The organism is Bradyrhizobium sp. 6(2017) (assembly GCF_011058295.2).
GTDB lineage: Bacteria > Pseudomonadota > Alphaproteobacteria > Rhizobiales > Xanthobacteraceae > Bradyrhizobium > Bradyrhizobium septentrionale.
The window spans coordinates 1,750,425-1,775,506 of sequence record NZ_CP049289.2 but is presented as its reverse complement, the minus strand read 5'-3'; the positions used below and the strand labels follow the sequence as shown (position 1 = coordinate 1,775,506).

The following is a 25,082-nucleotide window of genomic DNA, read 5'->3' as shown; positions in this document are numbered from 1 at the left end:
TGCTTCAGCGGTATTGGTAGAACGGATGAACATCGCCACGACCCGGGGACAGCCCAAGACCTTGTCCCTCCCGAATATCCTGACCTATGCCCGGATCGCCGCCATCCCGGTGGTGATCGGCTGCGTCTACTGGCAATCGATCCTGGACGGCCCGCTGTGGCTGCGCTGGGTGGCGCTGGCGGTATTCATCGCGGCGGGGATCACCGATTACCTCGACGGTTACTACGCCCGGATGTGGGACCAGCAGTCCGCATTCGGCCGGATGCTTGATCCGATCGCCGACAAGCTTCTGGTCGCCTCCAGCCTGTTGATGCTGGCCGCCGACAACTCGATCCATGGCTGGACGCTGTGGGCGGCGATCGTGATCCTGTGCCGCGAGATCCTGGTCTCGGGCCTGCGCGAATATCTCGCAGGACTGCGGGTCAGCGTTCCCGTCACCAAGCTTGCGAAATGGAAGACGACGATCCAGCTGGTGGCGATCGGCTTCCTGATCGCCGGCGAAGCGGGCGAGCAGGTCGTTCCGGCGACCACCCTGATCGGCATCGTGTTGCTCTGGATGTCGGCGATCTTCACGATCTACACCGGCTGGGATTACTTCCGCGCCGGCATCCATCACCTCATCAAGGAGGATGAGGGATGAAGCTGAAATATTTCGCCTGGGTCCGTGAACGCGTCGGCAAGGCCGAAGAGATCATCGAGCCGCCGGCCGGGGTGCGCACCGTCGGCGACCTGATCGGCTGGCTTGCCGCGCGCGACGATGCCTATGCCTATGCCTTCGAGAAGCCCGCGGTGATCCGGGCCGCGATCGACCACGCCCACGTCAAATCGGACGCGGCGATCTCCGGCGCCCGCGAGATCGCGTTCTTCCCGCCGATGACCGGCGGTTAAATCTTCCGATGACCGTTGCAGCGACCATCCGTATCCAGGAAGCCGACTTCGACGTCGCGCAGGAGATCGCCGGCGTAAGCAAGGGCCGTACCGATGTCGGCGCGGTCGTCAGCTTCAGCGGCATCTGCCGCGGCAGCGAACAGGGCGAGCCGATCGCGGCGCTGACACTCGAACACTACCCTGAAATGGCGGAAGCCGAGATTGCGCGCCACGCCGACGAGGCACTGTCGCGCTGGCCATTGCAGGGCCTCACCGTCATCCATCGCTTCGGCCGCATCGCGCCTGGCGAGAACATCGTGCTGGTCGTGACCGCCTCGGCGCACCGGCAGGCCGCGTTCGAGGCAGCCGAGTTCCTGATGGACTATCTCAAGACCAACGCACCGTTCTGGAAGCGCGAGGAAAGCGCGCGCGGCACCGGCTGGATCGAGGCGCGCGACCATGACGACGCGGCCGCCGCGCGCTGGACCAAATCCTGATGGCCAAGCGCAGCAAAGTGCCGGCCAGGCGCGGCCCCGCCGCGCCGAGAGCGCCCAAGGTCGGCGCCGGCGAGCTTCAGACCCTGTTCGATTTCCTGCGCTACGCGGTCAGCCGCTTCAACGCGGCAAAGCTCGTGTTCGCGCACGGCACCACCGATCCGGTGGCCGAGGCCGCATTCCTGATCTGCGAGACGCTGCACCTGCACCCCGACCAGTTCGAGAGCTTTGCCAACGCGCGCGTCACCATTGCCGAAGGCAGGCAGATCCTCGACTTGATCGAGCGGCGGATCGCGACGCGAAAGCCGGCCGCTTATCTCGTCAACAAGGTCTATATGCGCGGCCTACCATTCTATGTCGACGAGCGCACCATCGTGCCGCGCTCCTTCATCGGTGAATTGCTGGACTCGCATTTCCGCGGCGATGAGGACGGCACCTCGTTGATCGGCGACCCAGAGGACGTCGAAAGCGTGCTCGACCTCTGCACCGGCTCCGGCTGTCTTGCGATTTTGGCCGCCAGGCATTTCGCCAACGCCGCGGTCGACGCGGTCGACATTTCCAAGGATGCGCTGGAAGTCGCCGCGCGCAACGTCGCCGACTACGGCCTCGACGATCGCCTGACGCTCCATCGCGGCGACCTGTTCAAGCCGCTCGGCGTCCGGCGCTACGATCTCATCATCTCGAACCCGCCCTATGTCGACGCTAGCGGCATGGCGGCGCTGCCGCGCGAGTGCCGCGCCGAGCCGAAGATCGCGTTCGACGGCGGCACTGACGGGCTCGATATCGTCCGCCGCCTGCTCGACGAGGCCAGGCAACATCTGACCCCGCAGGGCGGCCTGCTCTGCGAGATCGGCCGCGGCCGCGACAATCTCGAGGCTGCCTATCCGAACCTGCCGCTGCTCTGGCTCGACACCGAGGACTCCGAGGGCGAGGTATTCTGGATCGCCGCCGCGGACCTCTGACCGGCGCGCCGCGGCCGGGTCCGGATTATTGCGGAGCCCCGGCTTCCCGAGCCCGATCTGGACGAAGCGAAAATCGTGTGCAGTTCCAGCCGGTTCCGAAGATCGCAGGCCCGTCGAATCAACAATGGTGCTAAGGTTGCGGTCCGGGGACATTCGGAGAGAGGGCGCGGGCGCGCGACATGATTCGCATTTCGACGATCTTCATCGCCATCTGCATGGTGCTCCTCGCAGCCTCGCTGGGCTTCGTGCTGTATTCGGTGGCGGGCATCAGCGGATCGGAATCGGCGATCGTGGCGCTCACCGCCCTCACCTGCCTGATCCTCTACAACGCCGTCTCGATGCGGTTGCGCGACCGCAGCGATGTCGGCGGCCAGATCGCGGATCTGTCGCGCGGCACCGCCGACCTCGCTCGCCAGGTCGCCGAATTCGGCCGCCGGCTGGCCGCGGTCGAAGGCCGCGTCGCTTCGGCCAACTCCACCGGCGCCGACCGGATCCAGGGCATGGCCGGCGAGATCAGCGAGCTTGGCGGACTGGTGAAGCAGCTTGCGGCGTCCGTCGCCCATCATGAGGATCTGCTGGCCGCAGCTCCCGTGGCGCAGCCGGTCGCCTCATTGCGCGACGATCTGCTGCAGCCCGTCCCGCCGGCACCGACCGTCGTGTTTGCGCCCCCGCCGCCACCTGCCCCTCCGTCAGCGATATCACGCAGCCAGACCCAACTCATCGGCGCGATCAGGCACGCGCTCGACGAGAACCGCCTCGACATCTACCTGCAGCCGATGGTGACGCTGCCGCAGCGCAAGGTACGGTACTACGAGGCGGTGACGCGGTTGCGCGACGAGCGCGATCAGGTCCTTGCCGCCGACGATTTCATCGAGGCAGCCGAGGTCGGCGGCCTGATCGGCCGTATCGACCACATGGTGATGCTTCGCTGCGTCCAGGTGCTGCGCCGCCTGATGATCCGCAGCAAGGATGTCGGCGTGTTCTGCAACGTGGCGTCGGCGACGTTGTCCAACCCGGCACATTTCACCCAGTGCCTCGATTTCCTCGAGGCCAACCGCGCGCTGGCGCCGTCCTTCGTGCTCGAGTTCAAGCAGGCGACCTTCCGCAATCTCGGCGCGGTCGAAAGCGAGAACCTCGCGGCGCTGGCGCAGCGCGGCTACCGCTTCTCGATCGACCATGTCAGCGACCTCCGCCTCGAGCCGCGCGAGCTCGCCGATCGCGGCGTCCGCTTCATCAAGGTGCCGGCGGCGCTGCTGCTCGACGCGAGGCAGAACGCAACCACCGATATCCATCCCTCCGATCTGTCCGACCTGCTCGGCCGCTACGGTATCGACCTGATCGCCGAACGGATCGAGGGCGAGCGCTCGGTGGTCGATCTGCTCGACTTCGATGTCCGGTTCGGCCAGGGCTTCCTGTTCGCCCCGCCCCGGCCGTTGCGGCCGGAAGGGGCATCTGCTACCGCCGAGACTGCACAGACCAAGCCCCAGGACCTCAATGGCGCCAGCACTTCCGCACCCGTCTCCAGCCCCGCAGCGCCACCGCGCACGACCGGCAGCGCTGCGCTGGCGCGCCGCGCGCTCGGTCCGAACTAACCAACGGTTCGCCTCATGACGCTGCGTTTTGTGGAGCGGCTGCGCGATCTCGTCGACGGCGTCGACGTCGTGCTGTCGGACATCTGGGGCGTCGTGCACAACGGGCTCGAATCCTTTCCCGAGGCCTGCGCGGCGCTGCACACCTTCCGCCAGCAGGGCGGCACCGTCATCCTGATCACCAACGCGCCGCGGCCGGCCGATTCCGTGCAGCGGCAGCTGCGCAAGCTCGGCGTCGCCGACGAGACTTATGACGCGATCGTCTCCTCGGGCGACCTGACGCGTCATTTTGTTTCTGATCATCCCGGCCAGAAGATCTTCTGGATCGGCCCGGAGCGCGACAGTTCGATCCATCGCGGCCTCGACGCCACCATGGTGCCGCTGGAGCAGGCCGACTACATCATCTGCACCGGCCTGTTCGACGACGAGACCGAGTCCGCCGAAGACTATCGCGACACCCTGCTGAAGGCACTCGAGCGCAAGCTCACGCTGATCTGCGCTAACCCAGACATCGTGGTCGAACGCGGCGACCGGCTGATCTATTGCGCCGGCGCGGTCGCCGAGCTCTATCGCGAACTCGGCGGCGAGGTGATCTTCTACGGCAAGCCGCACCGGCCGATCTATGAACGCGCAATGGCGCTGGCCACTGAGCGCCGCGGGCGTCCGACCGAACTCAGCCGCGTGCTCGCGATCGGCGATTCCGTGCGCACCGACCTCACCGGCGCCCATGGCTTCGGCATCGATCTGCTGTTCGTCACCCGCGGCATCCATTCCGATCAGTTCGAGGGCATCGAGCAGCTCGATCAGGCCTCGGTGAAGGAATTGTTCGGCCATCCGCCGCGCGCGCTGATGCGCGACCTGAAGTGGTAGCGGCGCTTCACAGCCAAAATATCGAAAACAACCCCATGCAAAGTAGCCGCCGGCGGCTGACGGTCGACCAGGCGACTTGACACGTCGGGCAACTCAGGGACATTCTTCCAATATTCCGAAATCGTGCAGGCACACCCTCCCGCTAAGGCTTTCGCATTGGCATTTGACGCAAATGCCCGGGACGTCTAGCGCGAAGACGCGCTTCGCGCTTCTGCCCGGGCATGACGAGATATTCAGATGGTGCGATGAACGGGCGTCTTACGCCGTCGCCATGTCCGGGAAGACCGCCTCGATCTTGGTCTTCAGCGTGGCGGCGTTGAACGGCTTGACGATGTAATTATTCACGCCGGCCTTCTTGGCCGCGATCACGTTCTCGGTCTTGGATTCCGCCGTGATCATGATGAAGGGCGTGGTCGCGAGGTTGGGATCGGCGCGGACTTCCTTGAGCAGGTCGTAGCCGGTCATCGGCTCCATGTTCCAGTCGGAAATCACCAGTCCATACTTCTTGCCGCGCATCTTGTTCAGCGCCGCCGAGCCGTCGGAGGCATCGTCGATATTCTCGAATCCAAGCTGCTTGAGAAGATTCCGGATGATGCGGATCATGGTGCTATAGTCATCAACCACCAGAACCGGCATGGACAAATCAACCGCCATCTTTCCCCCCAAAACAACTGACGCAACTGGCTTCTGCACAAACGCAGCTTTCCGCCAACGACTAACAGCAGGCGTTAAACAGCGCGTTAACCGGCTGAATCCGGATTGTTACGGATTTGACGCGATTTTCGCTACGCTTGACTTCCACGCCGCCGCCGCGTCACGGTCCGGCCCGCAACAATCATGCTTAAGAATCCTCGAAGAATCCCTGAAATGAGCACCGGCTTTATCGTTATCCGCGACAACACCCCCGCCAGCGCCATTCCGAAGGGCGCCGTGGTTGCGATGGGAAATTTCGATGGCGTCCATCTCGGTCACCGCGCCGTGATCGGCGCGGCGCTCGCGATGGGAAAGGCGCATGGCGTGCCCGCGCTGGCCGTGACCTTCGAGCCGCATCCGCGCTCCTTCTTCAGCCCGAACACCCCGCAATTCCGCCTCACGGACGAGACCAACAAGCTGCGGCTGCTCGCGGCCACGGGGCTTGCCGGCGCGGTCGTCATGACCTTCGACAAGGCGCGCGCCGGGACCTCGGCACAGGACTTCATTCACCATGACCTGATTGACCGGCTCGGCATCAGCGGAATCGCGGTCGGCTACGACTTCCATTTCGGCAAGGGCCGGGTCGGCTCGCCGAGCCTGCTGGTCAGCGAAGCGCCGCGGCTCGGCATCGAGGTCGATGTGCAGGCCCATGTCGATATCGAGGAGCGTCCGGTTTCCTCCAGCGCCATCCGCATGGCGCTCGCCGAGGGCCAGGTCACTGACGCCACCACGATGCTGGGCGGACCGTGGTTCGTCACCGGCAAGGTGATCCACGGCGAGAAGCGCGGCCGCGACCTCGGCTACCCCACCGCCAACATCCGCCTCGACAAGCATTGCGGCCTGAAGCACGGCATCTATGCGGTGCGGGTCGGCAAGGGCTCGCAACGTTTCGACGGGGTCGCAAGCTTCGGGCGGCGTCCGACCTTCGACAACGGCGCGCCGCTGCTCGAAGTGTTCCTGTTCGACTTCAAGGGCGATCTCTACGACACGGTCCTTGATGTCGCATTCATCGGTTTCATTCGCGAAGAGCTGAAATTCGACACCATCGAGGCGTTGATCCGCCAGATGGACGACGACAGCGCCAAGGCGCGCGCGGTGCTGGCCGCGGCACCCGATGCGTTCCCGCAGCTCGGAGCGATTGGTTGAACAGGACTGAGAAGCAGAAGATGCTGGCGGGCGAACTGTATCGCCCCGATGCCGAGCTCGCCGCCGACCATACCGCGGCGGAACATTGGATGACGCGCTACAACGCGTCAGGCGCCTCTTCCGCAAGCGAGCTGCACGCGCTGCTCGCCGAGCGATTCCGCAGGGTCGGCAAGGATGCCGTGATCCGCCCGCCGTTCTTCTGCGACTACGGCGGCAATATCAGCCTCGGCGACGGCGTGTTCCTGAACTTCAATTGCGTCATCCTTGACGTGGTCGAGGTCGCGATCGGCGATCGCACCCAGATCGGGCCCGCGGTGCAGATCTATACCGCCGACCACCCGCGCGACGCCGCGACCCGGCGCGCCGGGCTGGAATTCGGCCGCCCGATCCGGATCGGTAGCGACGTCTGGATCGGCGGGGGTGCCATCATCCTGCCCGGCGTCACGATCGGCGACGGCGCGCTGGTGGGGGCCGGCAGCGTGGTCACCCGGGACGTCGCCGCCGGCGCGACCGTGGCGGGAAATCCGGCCCGGCCGCGGCAGACCTAGGGCACCCCGGCAGGTCCGGATTTGCCGGCGGCGGAGGCTTTGCGATTTCCCCGCTTGGCTGCTATGGAAACCCCATGTTTTCGCGGCGCATCATACGGATTAGCGGCCCGGCTTCCGCCTGAGCCTGAAGGCTCGGCGCAAGACCGGGACTTTCGCCGTTTCACCCGCGATTGATCGCGTATCCGCGCCCTCACCTGCCAAATCAGAGCCTTCATGTCCGACAAGCCGCAAAAGACCGACGCCAACGACTATTCCAAGACCCTTTACCTGCCGCAGACGGAATTCCCGATGCGCGCCGGCCTGCCTCAGCGCGAGCCGGAAATCCTGAAATACTGGAACGACATCGGCCTCTACACCAAGCTGCGCCAAGAGGCCGAGGGCCGCGCCAAATTCGTGCTGCATGACGGCCCGCCCTATGCCAACGGCAACATCCATATCGGGCACGCGCTGAACAAGATCCTCAAGGACGTCGTGACCAAGAGCCAGCAGATGCTCGGCTTCGACTCCAACTACGTGCCGGGCTGGGATTGCCACGGCCTGCCGATCGAATGGAAGATCGAGGAGGAGAACTACCGCTCCAAGGGCAAGCAGAAGCCCGACTTCCGCGACTCCGCCGCGATGGTCGCATTCCGCAAGGAATGCCGCGCCTATGCGACGCACTGGATCAACGTGCAGCGCGAGGAGTTCAAGCGGCTCGGCATCATCGGCGACTGGGACCATCCCTATCAGACCATGAGCTATCCGGCGGAAGCTGCGATCGCCCGCGAGCTGATGAAATTCGCCGCCAACGGCACGCTCTATCGCGGCTCGAAGCCCGTGATGTGGAGCGTGGTCGAGAAGACCGCGCTTGCCGAAGCCGAGGTCGAATACGAGGACTACACCTCCGACATGGTGTGGGTGAAATTCCCGGTCACCTCGCCGGCGCATGGCGCGCTGGCCAATGCCTCGGTCGTGATCTGGACCACCACGCCGTGGACGCTGCCCGGCAACCGCGCGATCTCGTTCTCGCCGAAGATTGCTTATGGCCTCTACAAGGTCACGGATGCGCCTGCGGACAATTGGGCGAAGACGGGCGATCTCCTGATCCTGGCCGATGCGCTTGCCGCCGAGGTGTTCAAGCAGGCCCGCGTCACGGCCTATGAGAAGGTCCGCGATATCCCCGGCGACACGCTCGACGCCGTGGAATGCGCCCATCCGCTGCGCGGGTTCGGTGGCGGCTACGAGTTCACCGTGCCGCTGCTCGCCGGCGAGCATGTCACCGACGACACCGGCACCGGCTTCGTCCACACCGCGCCGAGCCACGGCCGCGAGGACTTCGACGTCTGGACGGCCAACACCCGCGAGCTCGACGCGCGCGGCATCCCGACTGCGATCCCCTACACGGTCGACGAGAACGGCGCCTACACCGCACAGGCGCCGGGCTTCACCGGAAAGCGCGTGATCAACGACAAGGGCGAAAAGGGCGACGCCAACGAGGCCGTGATCAAGGCGCTGATCGAGGCCGGCAAGCTGCTGGCGCGCGGCCGCCTCAAGCACCAATATCCGCATTCCTGGCGCTCCAAGAAGCCGGTGATCTTCCGCAACACGCCGCAATGGTTCATCGCGATGGACAAGGACATCGCGGAGAACGGCCATGCGAAGAAGGGCGACACGCTGCGCGCCCGCGCCCTGCACGCGATCTCGGTCACGCAATGGGTACCGCCGGCCGGCGAGAACCGCATCAACGGCATGATCGCCAACCGTCCGGACTGGGTGATCTCGCGGCAGCGCGCCTGGGGCGTGCCGATCGCCGTGTTCGTGCGCGAGAACAGCGACGGCTCGGCCGAGATCCTGCAGGACGAGGTCGTCAACCAGCGCATCGCCGAGGCGTTCATGGAAGAAGGCGCCGACGCCTGGTACATGGACGGCGCCCGCGAGCGCTTCCTCGGGGCCCGCGCGTCGGAGAACTGGAAGAAGGTCGACGACATCTGCGACGTCTGGTTCGATTCCGGTTCGACGCACGCCTTCGTGCTGGAAGACCGCCAGAACTTCCCGCAGCTCGGCAACATCGTTCGCAAGATCGATGGCGGCGACGACACCGTGATGTATCTGGAAGGTTCGGACCAGCATCGCGGCTGGTTCCACTCGTCGCTGCTGGAAAGCGCCGGCACGCGCGGCCGCGCGCCGTACGACATCGTGCTGACCCACGGCTTCACGCTCGACGAGAACGGCCGCAAGATGTCGAAGTCACTCGGCAACACCGTCGAGCCGCAGAAGGTGATCAAGGATTCCGGTGCGGATATCCTGCGGCTGTGGGTCTGCGCCACCGACTATGCCGACGACCAGCGCATCGGCCCGGAGATCCTGAAGAACACCATCGAGACATATCGCAAGCTGCGCAACTCGATCCGCTGGATGCTCGGCACGCTGCATCACTTCAAGCCGAGCGAGAAGGTCGGCTTTGCCGAGATGCCCGAGCTCGAGCGGCTGATGCTGCACGAACTGGCCGGGCACGCCGAGACCATCCGCAAGGCCTATGCGGAGTTCGACTACAAGACCGTGGTCGCAAGCCTCGCGGCCTTCATGAACTCCGAGCTATCGGCGTTCTATTTCGATATCCGCAAGGACACGCTGTATTGCGATCCGCCGTCGTCGGTGGCGCGCAAGGCGGCGCTGACCACGATCGACCTGTTGTGCGACGCGATCCTGAAATGGCTGGCGCCGATCCTGAGCTTCACGACCGACGAAGCCTGGCGGATGTACCGGCCGAACGCGGAGCCATCGGTGCACCTCACGCTGTTCCCCGAAGGTCTCGAGCAGTTCCGCGACGACGCCCTCGCAGCGAAGTGGGAGACGATCCGCAACGTCCGCCGCGTCGTCACCGGCGCGCTCGAGCTCGAACGCGCCGCCAAGCGGATCGGCTCCTCGCTCGAGGCATCGCCGGTGATCTACGTCGCCGACCGGCAGATGTTGGCAACGCTGTTCGACATCGACCTCGCCGAAGTCTGCATCACCTCGAACTACGAGGTGCGCGAGGGCGAGGCGCCGGCCAATGCCTTCCGCCTCGATGCCGTGCCCGGCGTTGCCGTCGTGGTCGAGAAGGCGGTCGGCACCAAATGCGCGCGCTCGTGGAAGATCCTGCCCACGGTCGGCGAGGATCGCGAATATCCCGACGTCTCGCCGCGCGACGCGCAAGCGCTGCGCGAATGGAAGGCGCTGGGGGGGACGGCTTGAGCTCGCCCGTTCGCGCGGGTGTGCTGGCGGCGGTCATCACCCTGATCGCCGACCAGGCCTCCAAGCTCTGGCTGCTGTACGTCTTTGGCATTGCCCACCGCGGCGCGGTGCAGGTGACGCCGTTCTTCGACCTGGTGCTGGCCTGGAATCCCGGGATCAGTTTCGGCTGGTTTCAGAGCGAGACCCCGGCGGCCCAGATTCTGCTGATGGTGATCAAGGCCGCCGCCGTGATCGCCCTGGCGATCTGGATGGCGCGGTCGCGGACCTGGCTGGCGACGCTGTCGCTGGGGCTGATCATCGGCGGCGCGATCGGCAACGGCATCGACCGCTTCGCCTATGGCGCCGTGGTCGATTTCGTCCTGTTTCATGTCGAGATCGGGGGAAAAACCTTCAATTGGTACGTATTCAACCTCGCCGATGTGGCGATCGTTGCTGGTGTGGCCGCCCTATTGTATGATTCCGTGATGGGGACCCCCGCCGTAAAAGCGCCCTGATCCCGGCCGATACGAACCGGTCGGCGGCCGACTTGCACCCAGCGGAACTGAGCGCTAAGCCAGTGATCGCTCGGGCGAATTTTGAGATGGAAATAGCGCGATGCGCAACACCAAAGCCCGCGGTTACCTGATCGAGACCTCCCGGATGCCGCTGATGCGCGGCCTCCGCCTGGCGTTCGTTGCGGCCGGGATCGGCCTTGTCATGACGGCCGGCCCGGTGCGCGCCGGCGACGATGACGACGATGGCGATGACGGCCTGACCTTCGAAGAGCGGATCGTCGACAATCTGATGACCGGGCTCGGCGCCAAGAGCGCGGCCAGCAAGGGCATCGACTACCGCGAGCGCTCGCCGTTGGTGGTGCCGCCGAAGCTCGACCTGCCCCCGCCGGCCTCGGCCGCCCAGGCCAATGCGCCGAACTGGCCGAAGGACCCCGATATCGCCAGGCGCAAGGCCGCGATTGCGGCGCGCAAGAAGGAAGTCAAGAAAGAGTCTTGGGAGTCGGCGATGCCGCTGACGCAGGCCGAGATCGAGGCCGGCCGCAAGCAGCAGACGGCCACCGACGGCAAGCGGGAACCGCTCGAGCCTGGTGCGAACACGAATCCGGCGCTGTCGCCGAGCCAGCTCGGTTACACTGGCGGCCTGCTCGGCATGTTCAAGGGAAACAGCAGCGAGTCCAAGCCGTTCAAGGGTGAGCCGACGCGCGATTCCCTGACCGAGCCGCCGCCGGGCTACCAGACGCCATCATCGGGCTTTGCCTATGGCACTGGACCGATGCAGCCGGTGGCGAAAGAGGGCCAGTTCGACGTCATGTCCGGAAAACCGGTGCAGTGATCGTTTGGCCCAATCACTTGGCCTGTGCGGGCGAAGGCTGACATGAGCAAAGCTTAATGCGGGGTGACGGGCGTCTCTCCGCTTCGTGACGACGGGCACGGATACGACCGTGTACGATGGCTTGCTTTCGCGCCCCGGCTGTGTGTCCGGGCTTCAACAAGGATCATGATGCCCTCACGCCGATCGATTGCCCTGTTTGCTGCCGCATTTTTTTCCACGATCCCGCTGTCGGGCGCCAGCCTCCGCGCCCAGACCACCGTCACCTCGGAACGCCCCGCCAGCTTCACGCTCGACAACGGCCTGCAGGTCGTGGTGATCCCCGATCGCCGCACGCCGGTCGTGACGCAGATGATCTGGTACAAGGTGGGCTCCGCCGACGAGACGCCCGGCAAATCAGGGCTGGCGCATTTCCTCGAGCATCTGATGTTCAAGGGCACCGCCAAGCATCCGGAGGGCGAGTTCTCGAAGACCGTGCTGCGGGTCGGCGGCAACGAGAACGCCTTCACCTCGGTTGACTATACCGGCTACTTCCAGCGCGTGCCGCGCGAGCAGCTCGCCTCCATGATGGAGTTCGAGGCCGACCGCATGACCGGCCTGATCCTGAAGGACGAGAATGTGCTGCCCGAGCGCGACGTCGTGCTCGAAGAGTACAACATGCGGGTTGCCAACAACCCGGACGCCCGGCTCACCGAGCAGATCATGGCCGCGCTCTATCTCAACCATCCCTACGGCCGGCCGGTGATCGGCTGGCACCAGGAGATCGAGAAGCTCGACCGCGAGGATGCGCTCGCCTTCTACCGGCGCTTCTACGCGCCGAACAACGCGATCCTGGTCATCGCCGGCGACGTCGACGTCAAGGATATCCGCCCGCTGGTCGAGAAGAATTTCGGCCCGATCGCGGCGCAGAAGGCGATCCCCGAGAAGCGCGTCCGGCCGCAGGAGCCGACGCCGGCCGCACCGCGCACCGTGACGCTGTCCGATCCGCGGGTCGAACAGCCGGGCCTTCGCCGCTATTATTTGGTGCCCTCGGCGACCACAGCCGCATCGGGTGAGAGCCAGGCGCTCGATGTGCTCGCGCAATTGATGGGCGGCGGCGCCAACTCCTACCTCTATCGCTCGCTGGTGATCGACAAGGGCCTCGCGATCTCAGCCGGCGCCGGCTACCAGGGCACTTCGCTCGATCCGTCGCAATTCTCGATCTCGGTGACGCCCAAGGCGGGCGTCGAGTTCGCACAGATCGAGGACGCGATCGACAAGGTGATCGCCGACCTCGCGCAGAACCCGGCCCGCGCCGAGGACCTCGAACGGGTCAAGACCCAGCTCATCGCGGAAGCGATCTACGCCCAGGACAATCAGGCGACGCTGGCTCGCTGGTATGGCGGGGCGCTGACCACCGGGCTCAGCATCGACGACATCAGGAGCTGGCCGGATCGCATTCGCGCCGTCACCGCCGAGCAGGTGCGTGCCGCAGCCGCTACCTGGCTCGACAAGAAGCGGTCGGTGACCGGCTATCTGATCAAGGATACTGCGCCGAAACGCGAGGAGAAGCGCTCGTGATCTATTCCCTGACCCGCCGTGCGGCGCTGATCGGCGGCGCCTGCGCCGCGCTGCTTTCGCTGTCATCGGCGCCCTCGCAGGCCGCGGCCAAGATCCAGCGGCTGGTGTCGCCCGGCGGCATCGAGGCGTGGTTCGTGCAAGATGCGACCGTACCGCTGATCGCGATGGAGTATTCCTTCAGCGGCGGCGCCAGCCAGGATCCGCCCGGCAAGCCCGGCGTCGGCAATCTGGTCGCCGACCTGCTCGACGAGGGCTCCGGCGATCTCGATTCCAAGAGCTATCATGAGCGGCTCGAGCGCCGCGCCATCGAGCTCAGCTTCCAGTCGAACCGCGATCAATTCCGCGGCTCGCTGCGCATGCTCAAGGACAACAAGGACGAAGCCTACGATTTGTTGCGGATGGCGCTGACCTCGGCGCGGTTCGAGCCGAAGGACGTCGAGCGCATCCGCGCCCAGACGATCTCGAACCTGCGCCGCGAATCGACCAATCCGTCGTCGCTAGCCGGCCGCAAGTTCCTCGAGCTCGCATTCGGCGATCATCCCTATGCCAGGACCGCCACCGGCACGCTCGAGAGCGTGCCGACCATCGAGATCGCTGACCTGAAGGACTATGTCCGCCGCATCATCGCCAAGGATACGCTGCGCATCGCCGTGGTCGGCGACGTCGACCCTGAGACGCTCGGCAAGCTCCTGGACAAGACCTTTGGCGGCCTGCCGGCGAAGGCCGAATTGACGCCGATTGCCGACGTCGTGGCGACCAAGCCGCCGCAGCGCGCCTTCGTCCCGCTCGACGTGCCGCAGACTGTCGTCACTTTCGGCGGCCCCGGCATCAATAGGCACGACCCGGATTTCATGCCGGCCTATGTGGTGAACCACATTCTCGGCGGCGGCGGGTCGTCGTCGCGGCTCTACAAGGAAGTGCGCGAGAAGCGCGGGCTGGCCTATTCGATCTATGAAGCGCTGGTCTGGATGGATCACTCCGCGCTGTTCATCGGCAACACCGGCACCCGCGCCGATCGCGCCGGCGAGACCGTCGATGCGATCGATGCCGAAGTCCGCCGCATCGCCGAGGAAGGCCCGACGCAGAAGGAACTGGACGAGGCGAAGTCCTATCTGAAGGGCTCGCAGATGCTGGCACTCGACACCTCCTCCAAGCTCGCGCAGGCGATGCTGCAATACCAGCTCGACAAGCTGCCGATCGATTACATCGAGAAGCGCAACGCGATCGTCGATGCGGTGACGCTCGACGACGCCAAGCGGGTCGCCAAAAAGCTCTGGGGCAACGGCCTGCTCACCGTGATCGTCGGCCGCTCCCCGCAGGCCGCGGCGCAACCGGCGTCGGCGCCGCCGAAGGCGAACTGACGCGCTTCGGCACGTACCGACTTCTACACACACCTCCGTTGTGGCCACCCCTCTCCCCCAACCCTCCCCCGCAAGGGGGGAGGGAGCCTGACAGGCGTGCTCACCTCACATCGCTTCACTGCGGCGTTGAGGTGCATGAGATAGGGTAAGGGACGCACCGGCGGATGGGCTCCCTCCCCCCTTGCGGGGGAGGGTTGGGGAGAGGGGTGGCCTGCACTCCGAACGCAGACGTCACGAACGCTGCATCAACCCAGGCCAAGCACAGCCAAACCCGCTATCCTGCGGTCGCCGATTCTTGCCTTACCGGGTGATGTCATGCTGCGGGTGTCCCGCGACCTTACGATCGACGAGAACGACATTGAGATCGTGTTTGTCCGCGCCTCCGGACCGGGCGGACAGAATGTCAACAAGGTCTCGACCGCAGCACAGCTCCGCTTCGACACGCACAAGATCACGCTGCCGCCGGACGCCGCGCAACGGCTGGCGCGCCTCGCCGGCAGCCGCATGACCAAGGACGGCGTGATCGTGATCCAGGCCTTCCGCTTTCGCACCCAGGACCGCAATCGCGCCGACGCGATCGAGCGGCTGCTCGAGATGCTGAAGGAAGCGATGGTGCGGCCGACACCGCGGCGGCCGACCAGGCCGACGCTCGGCTCCAAGCAGCGCCGGCTCGAAGGCAAGAAGCACCGCAGTGACATCAAGGCCGGCCGCGGCACCCGCCGTTTCGACGATTGAGGAGCACCGGACGCAACGCACGCGCGGCGCGGCGTCCGGAATCCCGCCTCAGTACTTTTTGGTCCCCGGCGCCATCTCGGAACCGCTGGACTTCGGAGTGGCGTGGCCGCTGCCGACCGTTCCCTTGCTGCCCGACTTGGCAGTGGCGCCGCCCTTCTGCGTCGTGGTGCCGGGTTGCGCCGCCATTTCCTCATCGCCGCTGCCGGACATGCCGCCGCCCTGCTGCACGGTACCCCTGCCCTGTGCACCGCCGCGAAGCTGGGTATCCGATGCGGCCCCTTGCGCCAGAACGGGGCCGGCCATCGCGGCCGAGACGGCAAGGGCGAGCACGCTGGTTTTCACAAACGTCATCCATTTCTCCTGGACTTTAATTGACGATGGACGGAGCGGCGCTCGTATGCGCCGTTTGCAGCGCCGACCCTGAACCCCATCGCGCGAGACTGAATTTTCCGCAAACGGCGCACGCGCAATGCAAGCTACGTCGTGTGGTGATCGTGCAGGGATTTCGCGGTCATTTTGCGGATTTGTCGTTCGCATATGCGGCAACGATCAGTTCCGCGCCAGATCACCGCCCATCTTTGTTCTGCGGTGAAACAGCCCGCTACTACCAACGTCCGATTTCAGCCTCCTACAGTCACCGCACAGAGGCGGTGATGTATATGACAAAGCTGCGGGCCAAGTGGACGTTGGCGCTGGGATTTTGCAGCGCGATGTTTGCAGTGCAAATGGCCGGCGCGCAAATGCCATTGCCTGCCGCCAAACCGCCCGATGGGGCGACGCTGTTCAAGCAGCAATGCGCGACCTGCCATACCACCAACACATCGGATCCCGTCCGGCAGGGACCGTCGCTCTTCAAGATCGTCGGCCGCCATGCTGGCCAAGCCGACGGCTTCAAATATTCCGCGGGCTTTACGAAGGCGGATTTCGTCTGGGACGACGCCAGGCTCGATGCCTGGCTGGCCAATCCGCAGGAGGTGATCCCTGGCGCCGTGATGGCCTATCGGCAGGCCAAGCCGGAAACCCGCGCCATGATCATCGCCTATCTGAAGGAGCTGAACTGAATGGCGAAACCCGTGCACTCGATGATCCGCGTGTTCGACGAGGCCAGGGCGCTCGACTTCTACAAGCGCGCGTTCGGCCTCGAGATCGCGGATAATCTGCGATTTCCCGATTTCGCGCTGATCTATCTGCGCCATCCCTCCTCGCCCTTCGAGGTCGAGCTCACGGTCAATTTCGACCGCAAGGAGCCCTATGCGCTCGGCGACGGCTACGGCCACCTCGCCATCGTGGTCGATGACGTCGACGCCGAGCACGCGCGCTTCGAAAAGGAGAAACTGTCGCCCGGGCCGCTGCGCGACTTCAAGCATGACGGCAAGACGCTGGCGCGCTTCTTCTTCGTCTCCGATCCCGACGGCTACAAGATCGAGGTGATCCAGCGCGGCGGGCGGTTCGGTTAATCCAATTACAAGAAATGTCTACGGAGGAAACCCATGAGAGAAATCGATCGACGCAGCAAATATGACCGGCGTGTCTTCCTCAAAGGCGCAGCCGCCACCGCACCGGCAGTCGCGATCGCGACCTCCACCGGGCTTGGCATCACCGACGCGTGGGCCGATGAGGCCTCGACGCTGCCGCCGGCCACGCTGAAGACGCTGTTGAAGATGGCGCGCGACATCTATCCGCACGACTTTCTCGGCGACAGCTATTACATCACCGCGGTCAAGCCGTGGGATGCGAAGGCGGCGAAGGATCCGGCGGTCAAATCGCTGATCAATAACGGCGTTATCAGGCTCGATCAGGCGGCCAACGACCGCCACAAGATGCCCTATGTCCAGGTCGCCTGGGAGAACGATCGCGTCGCGCTGCTGCAGCAGATCGAGGGAAGCGCGTTCTTCCAGCAGATCCGCGGCGACCTGATCGTCTCGCTCTACAACAACAAGGAGGTGTGGCCGCGGTTCGGCTACGAGGGCTCCTCCGCCGAGCACGGCGGCTACATCAAGCGCGGCTTCGCCGATATCGACTGGCTGCCGAAGGCTTGAATCGGACAACGCTCGGGAGGAAACAATGGCAAAATTCGATTTGAATGACAGCGGCGTTGTTGTGATCGTCGGCTCCGGCGCCGGCGGCGGAACGCTCGGCAATGAACTGGCGCAAAAGGGCGTCAAGGTCGTGATCCTGGAAGCCGGTCCGCGCATCGAGAACCAGGACTTCATCAACGACGAATGGGACAGCTTCACCCAGCTCGCCTGGGCCGACGCGCGCTCCACGTCGGGAAGCTGGCGCGTCGCCAAGGACTTTGCGGGCCTGCCGGCCTGGATCGTGAAGGCGGTCGGCGGCTCGACCACGCACTGGGCCGGCGCATCGCTGCGCTTCGACGAGCATGAGTTCAAGATCAAGTCCGCCTACGGCAACATCCCCGGCGCCAATTTGATCGACTGGCCGATCACGCTCGCCGAGATGGAGCCATGGTACGCCAAGGCCGAGGACAAGATGGGCGTCACCCGCACCAACGGCATCCCTGGACTTCCCGGCAACAATAATTTCAAGGTGATGGAGGCCGGCGCCAAAAAGCTCGGCTACAAGGAAGTGCACACCGGGCGGATGGCGATCAACAGCGAACCGCGCGACGGCCGCGGCTCCTGCCAGCAGATCGGCTTCTGCTTCCAGGGCTGCAAGTCGGGCGCCAAATGGTCGACGCTCTACACCGAGATTCCGAAGGGCGAAGCCACCGGCAATCTCGAGGTGCGCCCCAGCAGCATGGTGATCAAGATCGAGCACGACCAGTCCGGCAAGGTGACCGGCGTGGTTTATGCCGACGCAACAGGCGCGATACAGCGCCAGAAGGCGCGCGTGGTCGCGGTCGCCGGCAACTCGATCGAGAGCCCGCGGCTGCTGCTCAACAGCGCCTCCAGCATGTTCCCTGACGGGCTCGCCAACTCATCCGGCCAGGTCGGCCGCAACTACATGCGGCACATGACCGGCAGCGTGTATGCGAGCTTCGAGAAGTCGGTGCACATGTATCGCGGCACCACGATGGCCGGCATCATCCGCGACGAGGCCAAGAACGATCCGAAGCGCGGCTTCGTCGGCGGCTACGAGATGGAGACGCTGTCGCTCGGCCTGCCCTTCATGGCGGCGTTCCTCAATCCCGGCGCCTGGGGCCGTAGCTTCACCAGCGCGATCGAGGGCTATCCGAGGATGGCCGGCATGTGGCTGGTCGGCGAGGACATGCCGCAGGAGACCAACCGCATCACGCTTGATCCGAAGATCAAGGACAAGTTCGGACTGCCGGTCGCCAGCGTGCATTTCGACGATCATCCGAACGACGTCGCGATGCGCGATCACGCCTACAAGCAGGGCTCCGCGGTCTATGAGGCGGTCGGCGCCACCGTGACCTATCCGACGCCGCCCTATCCCTCGACCCACAACATGGGCACCAACCGGATGAGCGAGAAACCGCGCGACGGCGTGGTCAACAAGTTCGGCCAGACCCACGACATCAAGAACCTGTTCGTCTCCGACGGCAGCCAGTTCACCTCGGGCGCGGCGTGCAACCCGACGCTGACGATCGTGTCGCTGGCGATCCGGCAGGCCGACCACATCGCCGGCGCGATGCAGCGCAAGGAGATCTAGAGAGCGTTCTCGAGCGAAGTGGGCACCGGTTCGCGTGAAGAAAACGCGTCAAAACAAGAAGCTAGAAGTTCGGTTCTGATTCAATCAGAACCGAACCTCCAGCAAGAAAATCCAATTCCCCTCTCACTGAAACGGCCTTGCCCGACAGGACAAGGCCGCTTTTGTTTTTTTTGCGTGATGGGGTTGGCGCGAACGCTATTCCGCGGCGTCCAGGATCGCCGCCGCCGTGCCGCGATAGTCGGGGACGACCACCGGCGCATTCGCCTTGGCGCGGTAGATCAGGCAGGAGCAGCGCAGCAGCGACGCAAAATTGTTCACCTCGCCGTGATGGTCGAGCACCTCGTTGTGCAAGGTGGTGAGGAACTTGGCCAGCGTCATGCCTTCCTTGGCCGCAATTTCCTCCAGCGTGTCCCAGAACGACATTTCCAGCCGGATCGAGGTGCAATGGCCGTCGATCCGCAACGATCGGGTGTGCGATTCATAGTCGCGTTGCGGCTGGTGCGCGAAAAGATGGCACATGGCGTTCCTCCGGCAAGAACTTATAATTTTTCTAAACGATATACCGGCGCGCGCGGCCCCACAATCGCGACGTAGGAGGTAACGCGCCGGCCGCTGAAGATGAGCGTCTTCAAGGCGATAGGCCGGAATCATCCCCATCTGGATCGGGCAGGCGCAGCGCTCCCATGCATTTGCCGGCGCAGCCATTTATAGTGGCGACGAGGCTCGAATCGCTCATCCGACATCCAATCCATGCCCGTCCGCCACCTCCCAGAACAGCTCGTCAACCGCATCGCCGCCGGCGAAGTGGTCGAACGCCCCGCGAGCGTGGTCAAGGAACTGGTCGAGAACGCGATCGACGCCGGCGCGAGCCGGATCGATGTTTTCACCGACGGCGGCGGGCGGCGCCGGATCGGCATCACCGATGACGGCAGCGGCATGACCAGCGCCGACCTTGCGCTGGCGGTCGACCGCCACGCCACCTCCAAGCTCGACGACGAAGACCTCTTGCGCATCCGCACGCTCGGGTTCCGCGGCGAGGCGCTGCCGTCGATCGGCGCGGTTGCAAAACTCGGCATCACCACGCGTCATGCCAGCGAGCCGCACGCTTGGTCGCTGTTGGTCGAAGGCGGCGAGAAATCAGAGGTCATGCCGGCTGCGCTCGGCCAGGGCACCCGCGTCGAGGTCAACGAGCTGTTCTACGCCACGCCGGCGCGGCTGAAGTTCCTCAAGACCGATCGCACCGAGGCGGAGGCGATCCGTGAGGTGGTGCGGCGGCTGGCCATGGCGCGCCCCGACATTGCCTTCACGCTGGCCGGCGAAGAACGCGCGCCGGTGACCTGGGCCGCGGCGCTGCCCGGGGCGGCCGGCCGGCTGACGCGGCTCGGCGATATCCTCGGCGCGGATTTCCGCGCCAGCGCCATCGAAGTCCGCTCCGAACGCGAGAGCGTCGTGGTCGAAGGTTTCGCCGCCGCGCCATCGCTGACCCGCGCCAATGCGCTCGGGCAGTATCTGTTCGTGAACGGCCGCCCGGTGCGCGACAAGCTGATCCTCGGCGCGGTGCGCGCAGCCTATTCCGACTACCTGCCGCGCGACCGCCATCCCGTCGTGGCGCTGTTCGTGACCTGCGACCCGCAAGAGGTCGACGCCAATGTGCATCCGGCCAAGACCGAGGTGCGCTTCCGCAATGCCGGCCTGGTGCGCGCGCTGATCGTGCATGCTTTGAAGGATGGCCTCGCGCGCGAGGGCAGACGCACCGCGGCCAACACCGCCGACGGCGCGACGTTGCAGGCGTTCCGTCCTGCCTTCACGCCGCCGCGCCCAGGCAATTGGGACTGGCGCGAATCGCCGTCATATCCGGTCAATCCGATGCGCGCGTTCGAGGGGGCGGCAGCGCCGGCGTTCGCCGAGCCCGGACAGGCCGCCTTCGATGTCGGCACGCCGACCGCCGATGTGCGCTTCGAGGCGGCTCCCGCGCCCGATCTGCTCGACCGTCCGCTGGGCGCCGCGCGCACCCAGATCCATGAGACCTATATCGTCTCGCAGACCCGCGATGGCCTGATCGTGGTGGACCAGCATGCGGCGCATGAACGCATCGTCTATGAGAGACTGAAGGCCTCGCTGGCGAAGAACGGCGTGCAACGGCAGATCCTCTTGATCCCCGAGATCGTCGAGCTTGATGAGGCGACCGTCGAGAAGCTGCTCGACCGCGCCGAGGAGCTGGCGTCGTTCGGGCTTGCGATCGAGTCCTTCGGTCCCGGCGCGGTCGCGGTGCGCGAGACACCCTCGCTGCTCGGCAAGGCCAATGCGGCGGGCCTGTTGCGCGACCTCGCCGAGCACATGGCGGAGTGGGACGAAGCGCTGCCGCTGGAGCGCCGGCTGATGCATGTCGCCGCCACCATGGCCTGCCACGGCTCGGTCCGCGCCGGCCGCCGCCTCAAACCGGAAGAGATGAACGCGCTCTTGCGCGAGATGGAAGACACGCCGAATTCCGGCCAGTGCAACCATGGCCGGCCGACCTATGTCGAGTTGAAGCTGAGCGATATCGAGAAGCTGTTCGGGCGGCGGTAGTCTCTATCCCCGTCGTCCCGGGCAAGCGAAGCGCGACCCGGGACCCAACCACCAATGTCTCGCTTGAGAGAAGCTGGGGCCACAGCGCGCTTCCACAATGCACATTCGTGGTTATGGGTCCCTGCTTTCGCAGGGACGACAGATCAGGGTGCGGTTACAGCTCGCAAAAACACGAACTCGGTGTCGTCATACGCGCGCCGCTCGAGCTCCTCGAACCCCGCGGGCGCCGCGAACGCAGCAGCCCGCGCCTCCTCCACCACGAGCAGCGCGCCCCGTGTCAGCCAGCCGCCGTCGCGCAGCGAGGCGAGCGCCTTGTCCGCGAGCCCCTTGCCGTAGGGCGGATCGAGAAACACCAGCGAGAACGGCTCGACCGGATGCGCCGGCCCGAGATCGGTGGCATCGCGGCGATAGACCTTGGTCGTGCCGCCAAGCCCGAGCGACTCGACATTGTTGCGCAGCAGCGCCCGCGCCTCGGCGCCATTGTCGACGAACAGCGTGAACTTCGCGCCGCGCGACACCGCCTCGATGCCGAGCGCGCCGGTGCCGGCAAACAGATCGAGCACGCGCGCGTCCGCGATCGGATTGTCGTAGGCGTGTATCAGGATGTTGAACACGGACTCGCGCAGGCGGTCCGCGGTCGGGCGGATCTCACGGCCCGACGGCGACGCGAGATTGCGGCCCTTCAGCCTGCCCCCGACGACGCGCATCGACCGTTACTCGTCCTTCGGCGTGAGATCGCGCTTGCCGTGATAGCCGCGCTTGGGACGGCGCGGCGGGCCGTAGCCGCTGGCCTCGTCCTCGTTGCGCGCGCGGGCTTCCTCGCTGCCGGTGCGCTGCACCAGCACGCGGCGGCCCTTGCGGTCATTGATCACGGCCCGCTTCGCCACCGGCTTGGACGGCTTGCGCGTGTCATCACCGTCGCCGGCGTCGCGCTGCTCCGGCCGCGCGAAGTCCGCACCTGCGACCTTGGCGATCTTCTCGCCCAGCTGTTCGCGCAGTACCCGCGTCTTGACCTCCTCGACCTTGCCCTCCTCGAGCTCGCCGAGCTGGAACGGGCCGTAGGAGATCCGAATCAGCCGGTTCACCTCAAGCCCAAGATGCGCCATCACGTTGCGCACCTCGCGGTTCTTGCCCTCGCGGATCGCGAACACCACCCAGACGTTGGAGCTCTGGTCGCGCTCCAGCGTCGCATCGATCGGCCCGTATTTGACGCCGTCGACCTCGACGCCGTCCTTGAGCTGGTCGAGCTGGCCCTGCGTCACCTCGCCATGCGCGCGCACGCGGTAACGCCGCAGCCATCCGGTGTCGGGATGCTCCAGCGTCCGCGCCAGCCCGCCGTCATTGGTCAGCAGCAACAGGCCCTCGGTGTTGAAATCGAGCCGGCCGATCGAGATCAGCCGCGGCAGGCCCTCTGGCAGATTGTCGAACACGGTCGGCCGTCCCTCGGGATCGGCATGCGTCGTCATCAGCCCGCGCGGCTTGTGATACATGAACAGCCGCGTCCGCTCGCGCGGCGGCAACGGCTTGCCGTCAACCGCCACGACATCGTTGTCGGTGATATCGAGCGCCGGCGAGTTGATCACGCGCCCGTTGACCGTGACGCGCCCCTGGGTGACGATCTCCTCGGCATCGCGGCGCGAGGCGAGACCGGCGCGTGCCAGCACCTTGGCGATGCGCTCGCCGGATTTCTTCGGCTTCGGCTCGGGACGTTCCCTGCGATCGTCGTAGGAGCGTTCGCGATAGGCGCCGCGGCCGCCGAAGGCCGGACGCTTCGCAAAAATCTCGCCGTCGTTTTCATTGTCGCGGCGCGGGCGATCGCCGAAACGGCCTTCGCTGCGCGGATGCTCCTGCCAGTCGGTGCGGCCTTCGGGACGCTCGCGCCGGCGGTCGCCGCCTGTATCGTCGTCGCGACCCCAGCGCGGCCGGCTGAACTTCGGCCGCTCTTGGCGATCGCCCTGCTCGCGATCGTCGCGGGAGCGCGAGAACCTGGGCCGCTCGCCGCCGCCGCGATCATCGCGCGGCTTACGATCGTCGCGCGGCGTGTCGTAACGCGGCTTGTCGAAATTGCGCGGGCCGTCGCGGAACGGACGCGAACCTCGCTCCGGACGATCGGAGCCGCCCTCGCGCTTCTGCCACGGCTTGGATTCGCCGCGCGGCGGCCGGTCGCCAAAGTCCTTGCGCGGGCCGCGGTCACCACGATCACGATCGCCCCCGCGATCCGCCGCACCGCGCTTGAACCTGCTGTCGTCGCCGAATTTCCGCGCGGGCCGGTCGCCGTCGCGCGATGGACGGTCGCCGAACGATCGCTCGCCACGCGGCGTATAGGGCCGCTTGTCGCCGTCACGCTCGCGCGAAGCGTAAGGCTTCTTGTCACCGAACTTCCGATCGGAAAACCGCCCCGCCGGGCGGGCGTCATCGCGATCGCGACGCGGCGCGCGGTCGTCGCGATTGAAGTTCGGGCGATCGCCACGCGGCGTGTAAGGGCGCTTTTCGCCGCCGCGGTCGTCGCGCGGCTTGAAGGTGCGCTTCTCGCCATCACCGTCACGCGCGGAGCGATCACGGAACGGCCGGTCGCCGCGCGGCTTGAAGCTACGCTTCTCGCCGTCGCCGTCACGCGGGGGCCGATCGCCACGGGGACGATCGTCGCGGTTGAACCTCGGCTTGTCGCCGAACTCGCGGCGCGGCGGACGGTCCTCGCGGTCGCCGCGATAGGGCCGCTTCTCGCCATCGCCCTTGCCGGCAAACTTCTTGTCGCCAAAGCCGCGTTTGGCGAATTTCTTGTCCGGTCCGCGGGCGGCGCCGGAGCGGCCCTTGCCGCCGCCGGCGCGGCCCTTGCCACCGCCGGGCCGATCACGCCGGCCGCGGGAATCGTTGTTTTTGTCGCTGTCGCGGGGCATGAATATTCTCGCTGGACGTTCAATTGGGGTGCAAGGGGACGGGCCGTACGCGCCTGTTGGCAGCGCATTTGACGCAAAACCGGCATCCACTTTTGCTGAAGGCGAAGCTACTAGCAGGTTTCTGGCAATGATACGAGGCATGACAGCCCCTTCTTTCATGGATTTGGCGCTGAAAACGGCCGAAAACGCCGGAAAGTCGGGCGAAGTTCCGATCGGATGCGTGATTGTCAGGGGTTATGAGGTGATCGCCACCGCCGGTAACCGCACCCTGACCGACCGCGACCCCACCGCCCATGCCGAGATCCTGGCGATCCGGCAGGCGGCAGAAGCCATCGGCACCGAGCGGCTGGTCGATTGCGACCTCTACGTGACGCTCGAGCCCTGCACCATGTGTGCCGGCGCGATCTCCTTCGCCCGCATCCGCCGGCTCTATTACGGCGCCGCCGACCCCAAGGGCGGCGCGATCGAGTCAGGCGTACGCTTCTTCGCGCAGCCGACCTGCCACCATGTGCCTGAGGTCTATGGCGCCGTCGGCGAGCGTGAGGCCGCGCGCCTCCTGCGCGAGTTCTTCAAGGAGCGGCGCTGACGAACCCGTAGCCCGGATGGAGCCAACGGGTCGCGCG

Annotated in this window: 25 protein-coding genes; 20 read left to right on the top strand and 5 right to left on the bottom strand. The window is 65.7% G+C overall.

Going from position 1 to position 25,082, the window contains the following annotated elements:
* The first annotated feature begins 25 nt into the window (after positions 1-25).
* The 6 genes from pgsA to G6P99_RS08340 all read left to right on the top strand — a co-directional run bounded on the left by pgsA (position 26) and on the right by G6P99_RS08340 (position 4,782).
* A complete protein-coding gene (gene pgsA, locus G6P99_RS08365) occupies positions 26-640 on the top strand; it encodes a CDP-diacylglycerol--glycerol-3-phosphate 3-phosphatidyltransferase (protein WP_029081939.1) in 615 nt (204 codons plus the stop codon).
* Positions 637-888: a molybdopterin converting factor subunit 1 gene (gene moaD, locus G6P99_RS08360; protein ID WP_029081938.1), complete on the top strand. Its 252-nt coding sequence runs from the start codon at positions 637-639 to the stop codon at positions 886-888. Before pgsA ends, moaD begins: the two co-directional genes overlap by 4 nt.
* An 8-nt stretch (positions 889-896) precedes the next feature.
* Entirely contained in the window at positions 897-1,364 is a 468-nt protein-coding gene (locus G6P99_RS08355) for a molybdenum cofactor biosynthesis protein MoaE (RefSeq protein ID WP_029081937.1), read from the top strand.
* Entirely contained in the window at positions 1,364-2,323 is a 960-nt protein-coding gene (gene prmB / locus G6P99_RS08350) for a 50S ribosomal protein L3 N(5)-glutamine methyltransferase (protein ID WP_165127754.1), read from the top strand. The genes G6P99_RS08355 and prmB overlap by 1 nt, the downstream gene beginning before the upstream one ends.
* 179 nt (positions 2,324-2,502) lie before the next feature.
* Positions 2,503-3,915: an EAL domain-containing protein gene (locus G6P99_RS08345; RefSeq protein WP_165127752.1), complete on the top strand. Its 1,413-nt coding sequence runs from the start codon at positions 2,503-2,505 to the stop codon at positions 3,913-3,915.
* 15 nt (positions 3,916-3,930) lie between these two features.
* Positions 3,931-4,782: a TIGR01459 family HAD-type hydrolase gene (locus G6P99_RS08340; protein WP_029081934.1), complete on the top strand. Its 852-nt coding sequence runs from the start codon at positions 3,931-3,933 to the stop codon at positions 4,780-4,782.
* Positions 4,783-5,040: 258 nt separating this feature from the next.
* Here G6P99_RS08340 and G6P99_RS08335 read toward each other — a convergent pair whose 3' ends face one another.
* Positions 5,041-5,436, bottom strand: a complete 396-nt coding sequence (locus tag G6P99_RS08335) for a response regulator (protein WP_016844467.1) — start codon at positions 5,434-5,436, stop codon at positions 5,041-5,043.
* A 213-nt stretch (positions 5,437-5,649) separates the two neighbouring features.
* Here G6P99_RS08335 and G6P99_RS08330 point away from each other — a divergent pair, with 213 nt between their 5' ends.
* The 8 genes from G6P99_RS08330 to arfB all read left to right on the top strand — a co-directional run bounded on the left by G6P99_RS08330 (position 5,650) and on the right by arfB (position 15,361).
* Positions 5,650-6,621 (top strand): bifunctional riboflavin kinase/FAD synthetase, encoded by a 972-nt coding sequence (locus G6P99_RS08330; protein WP_029081933.1) that lies wholly within the window; start codon positions 5,650-5,652, stop codon positions 6,619-6,621.
* Positions 6,618-7,169, top strand: coding sequence for a sugar O-acetyltransferase (locus G6P99_RS08325; protein ID WP_029081932.1), 552 nt, complete (start codon positions 6,618-6,620; stop codon positions 7,167-7,169). Before G6P99_RS08330 ends, G6P99_RS08325 begins: the two co-directional genes overlap by 4 nt.
* A 213-nt stretch (positions 7,170-7,382) precedes the next feature.
* Positions 7,383-10,382 carry an isoleucine--tRNA ligase gene (gene ileS / locus G6P99_RS08320; protein ID WP_029081931.1) on the top strand — a complete coding sequence of 1,000 codons (3,000 nt, stop codon included), beginning with the start codon at positions 7,383-7,385 and terminating at the stop codon, positions 10,380-10,382.
* The gene (gene lspA / locus G6P99_RS08315) at positions 10,355-10,876 is read left to right on the top strand and encodes a signal peptidase II (RefSeq protein WP_035977133.1); all 522 of its coding nucleotides are present in this window, start codon (positions 10,355-10,357) and stop codon (positions 10,874-10,876) included. Before ileS ends, lspA begins: the two co-directional genes overlap by 28 nt.
* 100 nt (positions 10,877-10,976) lie before the next feature.
* Positions 10,977-11,708 (top strand): hypothetical protein, encoded by a 732-nt coding sequence (locus tag G6P99_RS08310; RefSeq protein ID WP_029081929.1) that lies wholly within the window; start codon positions 10,977-10,979, stop codon positions 11,706-11,708.
* A gap of 168 nt (positions 11,709-11,876) precedes the next feature.
* A complete protein-coding gene (locus G6P99_RS08305; RefSeq protein WP_035977132.1) occupies positions 11,877-13,265 on the top strand; it encodes a M16 family metallopeptidase in 1,389 nt (462 codons plus the stop codon).
* Entirely contained in the window at positions 13,262-14,626 is a 1,365-nt protein-coding gene (locus tag G6P99_RS08300; RefSeq protein WP_051346420.1) for a M16 family metallopeptidase, read from the top strand. The genes G6P99_RS08305 and G6P99_RS08300 overlap by 4 nt, the downstream gene beginning before the upstream one ends.
* A 315-nt stretch (positions 14,627-14,941) precedes the next feature.
* Positions 14,942-15,361: an alternative ribosome rescue aminoacyl-tRNA hydrolase ArfB gene (gene arfB, locus G6P99_RS08295; protein ID WP_029081926.1), complete on the top strand. Its 420-nt coding sequence runs from the start codon at positions 14,942-14,944 to the stop codon at positions 15,359-15,361.
* A 48-nt stretch (positions 15,362-15,409) separates the two neighbouring features.
* On the opposite strand, the gene G6P99_RS08290 is transcribed toward arfB, so the two are convergent.
* Complete coding sequence (locus G6P99_RS08290) at positions 15,410-15,712, bottom strand: hypothetical protein (RefSeq protein WP_029081925.1); 303 nt, start codon at positions 15,710-15,712, stop codon at positions 15,410-15,412.
* 389 nt (positions 15,713-16,101) lie between these two features.
* Here G6P99_RS08290 and G6P99_RS08285 point away from each other — a divergent pair, with 389 nt between their 5' ends.
* Genes G6P99_RS08285 through G6P99_RS08270 form a run of 4 tightly spaced genes read left to right on the top strand, consistent with a single transcriptional unit; the run spans position 16,102 to position 18,994 of the window.
* On the top strand, positions 16,102-16,422 hold the full coding sequence (locus G6P99_RS08285) for a c-type cytochrome (protein ID WP_029081924.1): 321 nt from the start codon (positions 16,102-16,104) through the stop codon (positions 16,420-16,422).
* A complete protein-coding gene (locus tag G6P99_RS08280) occupies positions 16,423-16,818 on the top strand; it encodes a VOC family protein (protein WP_029081923.1) in 396 nt (131 codons plus the stop codon).
* 33 nt (positions 16,819-16,851) lie between these two features.
* Positions 16,852-17,400: a hypothetical protein gene (locus tag G6P99_RS08275; RefSeq protein WP_029081922.1), complete on the top strand. Its 549-nt coding sequence runs from the start codon at positions 16,852-16,854 to the stop codon at positions 17,398-17,400.
* A gap of 25 nt (positions 17,401-17,425) precedes the next feature.
* Positions 17,426-18,994, top strand: coding sequence for a GMC family oxidoreductase (locus G6P99_RS08270; RefSeq protein WP_029081921.1), 1,569 nt, complete (start codon positions 17,426-17,428; stop codon positions 18,992-18,994).
* Between the two features lie 195 nt (positions 18,995-19,189).
* On the opposite strand, the gene G6P99_RS08265 is transcribed toward G6P99_RS08270, so the two are convergent.
* A complete protein-coding gene (locus tag G6P99_RS08265; RefSeq protein ID WP_029081920.1) occupies positions 19,190-19,513 on the bottom strand; it encodes a ribbon-helix-helix domain-containing protein in 324 nt (107 codons plus the stop codon).
* A 231-nt stretch (positions 19,514-19,744) separates the two neighbouring features.
* Here G6P99_RS08265 and mutL point away from each other — a divergent pair, with 231 nt between their 5' ends.
* On the top strand, positions 19,745-21,562 hold the full coding sequence (mutL, locus tag G6P99_RS08260) for a DNA mismatch repair endonuclease MutL (protein ID WP_029081919.1): 1,818 nt from the start codon (positions 19,745-19,747) through the stop codon (positions 21,560-21,562).
* A gap of 143 nt (positions 21,563-21,705) precedes the next feature.
* Here the strand turns inward: mutL and rsmD are convergent, their stop codons facing one another.
* Positions 21,706-22,269, bottom strand: coding sequence for a 16S rRNA (guanine(966)-N(2))-methyltransferase RsmD (rsmD, locus tag G6P99_RS08255; protein ID WP_029081918.1), 564 nt, complete (start codon positions 22,267-22,269; stop codon positions 21,706-21,708).
* A 6-nt stretch (positions 22,270-22,275) separates the two neighbouring features.
* Complete coding sequence (locus G6P99_RS08250) at positions 22,276-24,459, bottom strand: pseudouridine synthase (protein WP_029081917.1); 2,184 nt, start codon at positions 24,457-24,459, stop codon at positions 22,276-22,278.
* Between the two features lie 139 nt (positions 24,460-24,598).
* On the opposite strand from G6P99_RS08250, the gene G6P99_RS08245 reads away from it, so the two are divergent.
* On the top strand, positions 24,599-25,045 hold the full coding sequence (locus tag G6P99_RS08245) for a nucleoside deaminase (RefSeq protein WP_245284718.1): 447 nt from the start codon (positions 24,599-24,601) through the stop codon (positions 25,043-25,045).
* Positions 25,046-25,082: the final 37 nt, after the last annotated feature.

Bases quoted from the DNA above. Each gene is read 5' to 3' on its own strand.
- pgsA (WP_029081939.1), top strand. From the start codon at position 26: ATGAACATCGCCACGACCCGGGGACAGCCCAAGACCTTGTCCCTCCCG.
- arfB (WP_029081926.1), top strand. From the start codon at position 14,942: ATGCTGCGGGTGTCCCGCGACCTTACGATCGACGAGAACGACATTGAG.
- lspA (WP_035977133.1), top strand. From the start codon at position 10,355: ATGGAAGGCGCTGGGGGGGACGGCTTGAGCTCGCCCGTTCGCGCGGGT.
- G6P99_RS08280 (WP_029081923.1), top strand. From the start codon at position 16,423: ATGGCGAAACCCGTGCACTCGATGATCCGCGTGTTCGACGAGGCCAGG.
- G6P99_RS08330 (WP_029081933.1), top strand. From the start codon at position 5,650: ATGAGCACCGGCTTTATCGTTATCCGCGACAACACCCCCGCCAGCGCC.
- G6P99_RS08340 (WP_029081934.1), top strand. From the start codon at position 3,931: ATGACGCTGCGTTTTGTGGAGCGGCTGCGCGATCTCGTCGACGGCGTC.
- G6P99_RS08270 (WP_029081921.1), top strand. From the start codon at position 17,426: ATGGCAAAATTCGATTTGAATGACAGCGGCGTTGTTGTGATCGTCGGC.
- G6P99_RS08335 (WP_016844467.1), bottom strand. From the start codon at position 5,436: ATGGCGGTTGATTTGTCCATGCCGGTTCTGGTGGTTGATGACTATAGC.
- mutL (WP_029081919.1), top strand. From the start codon at position 19,745: ATGCCCGTCCGCCACCTCCCAGAACAGCTCGTCAACCGCATCGCCGCC.
- G6P99_RS08285 (WP_029081924.1), top strand. From the start codon at position 16,102: ATGCCATTGCCTGCCGCCAAACCGCCCGATGGGGCGACGCTGTTCAAG.
- G6P99_RS08355 (WP_029081937.1), top strand. From the start codon at position 897: ATGACCGTTGCAGCGACCATCCGTATCCAGGAAGCCGACTTCGACGTC.
- G6P99_RS08305 (WP_035977132.1), top strand. From the start codon at position 11,877: ATGCCCTCACGCCGATCGATTGCCCTGTTTGCTGCCGCATTTTTTTCC.
- prmB (WP_165127754.1), top strand. From the start codon at position 1,364: ATGGCCAAGCGCAGCAAAGTGCCGGCCAGGCGCGGCCCCGCCGCGCCG.
- G6P99_RS08265 (WP_029081920.1), bottom strand. From the start codon at position 19,513: ATGTGCCATCTTTTCGCGCACCAGCCGCAACGCGACTATGAATCGCAC.
- G6P99_RS08250 (WP_029081917.1), bottom strand. From the start codon at position 24,459: ATGCCCCGCGACAGCGACAAAAACAACGATTCCCGCGGCCGGCGTGAT.
- G6P99_RS08275 (WP_029081922.1), top strand. From the start codon at position 16,852: ATGAGAGAAATCGATCGACGCAGCAAATATGACCGGCGTGTCTTCCTC.
- G6P99_RS08345 (WP_165127752.1), top strand. From the start codon at position 2,503: ATGATTCGCATTTCGACGATCTTCATCGCCATCTGCATGGTGCTCCTC.
- G6P99_RS08245 (WP_245284718.1), top strand. From the start codon at position 24,599: ATGACAGCCCCTTCTTTCATGGATTTGGCGCTGAAAACGGCCGAAAAC.
- ileS (WP_029081931.1), top strand. From the start codon at position 7,383: ATGTCCGACAAGCCGCAAAAGACCGACGCCAACGACTATTCCAAGACC.
- G6P99_RS08290 (WP_029081925.1), bottom strand. From the start codon at position 15,712: ATGACGTTTGTGAAAACCAGCGTGCTCGCCCTTGCCGTCTCGGCCGCG.
- moaD (WP_029081938.1), top strand. From the start codon at position 637: ATGAAGCTGAAATATTTCGCCTGGGTCCGTGAACGCGTCGGCAAGGCC.
- G6P99_RS08310 (WP_029081929.1), top strand. From the start codon at position 10,977: ATGCGCAACACCAAAGCCCGCGGTTACCTGATCGAGACCTCCCGGATG.
- rsmD (WP_029081918.1), bottom strand. From the start codon at position 22,269: ATGCGCGTCGTCGGGGGCAGGCTGAAGGGCCGCAATCTCGCGTCGCCG.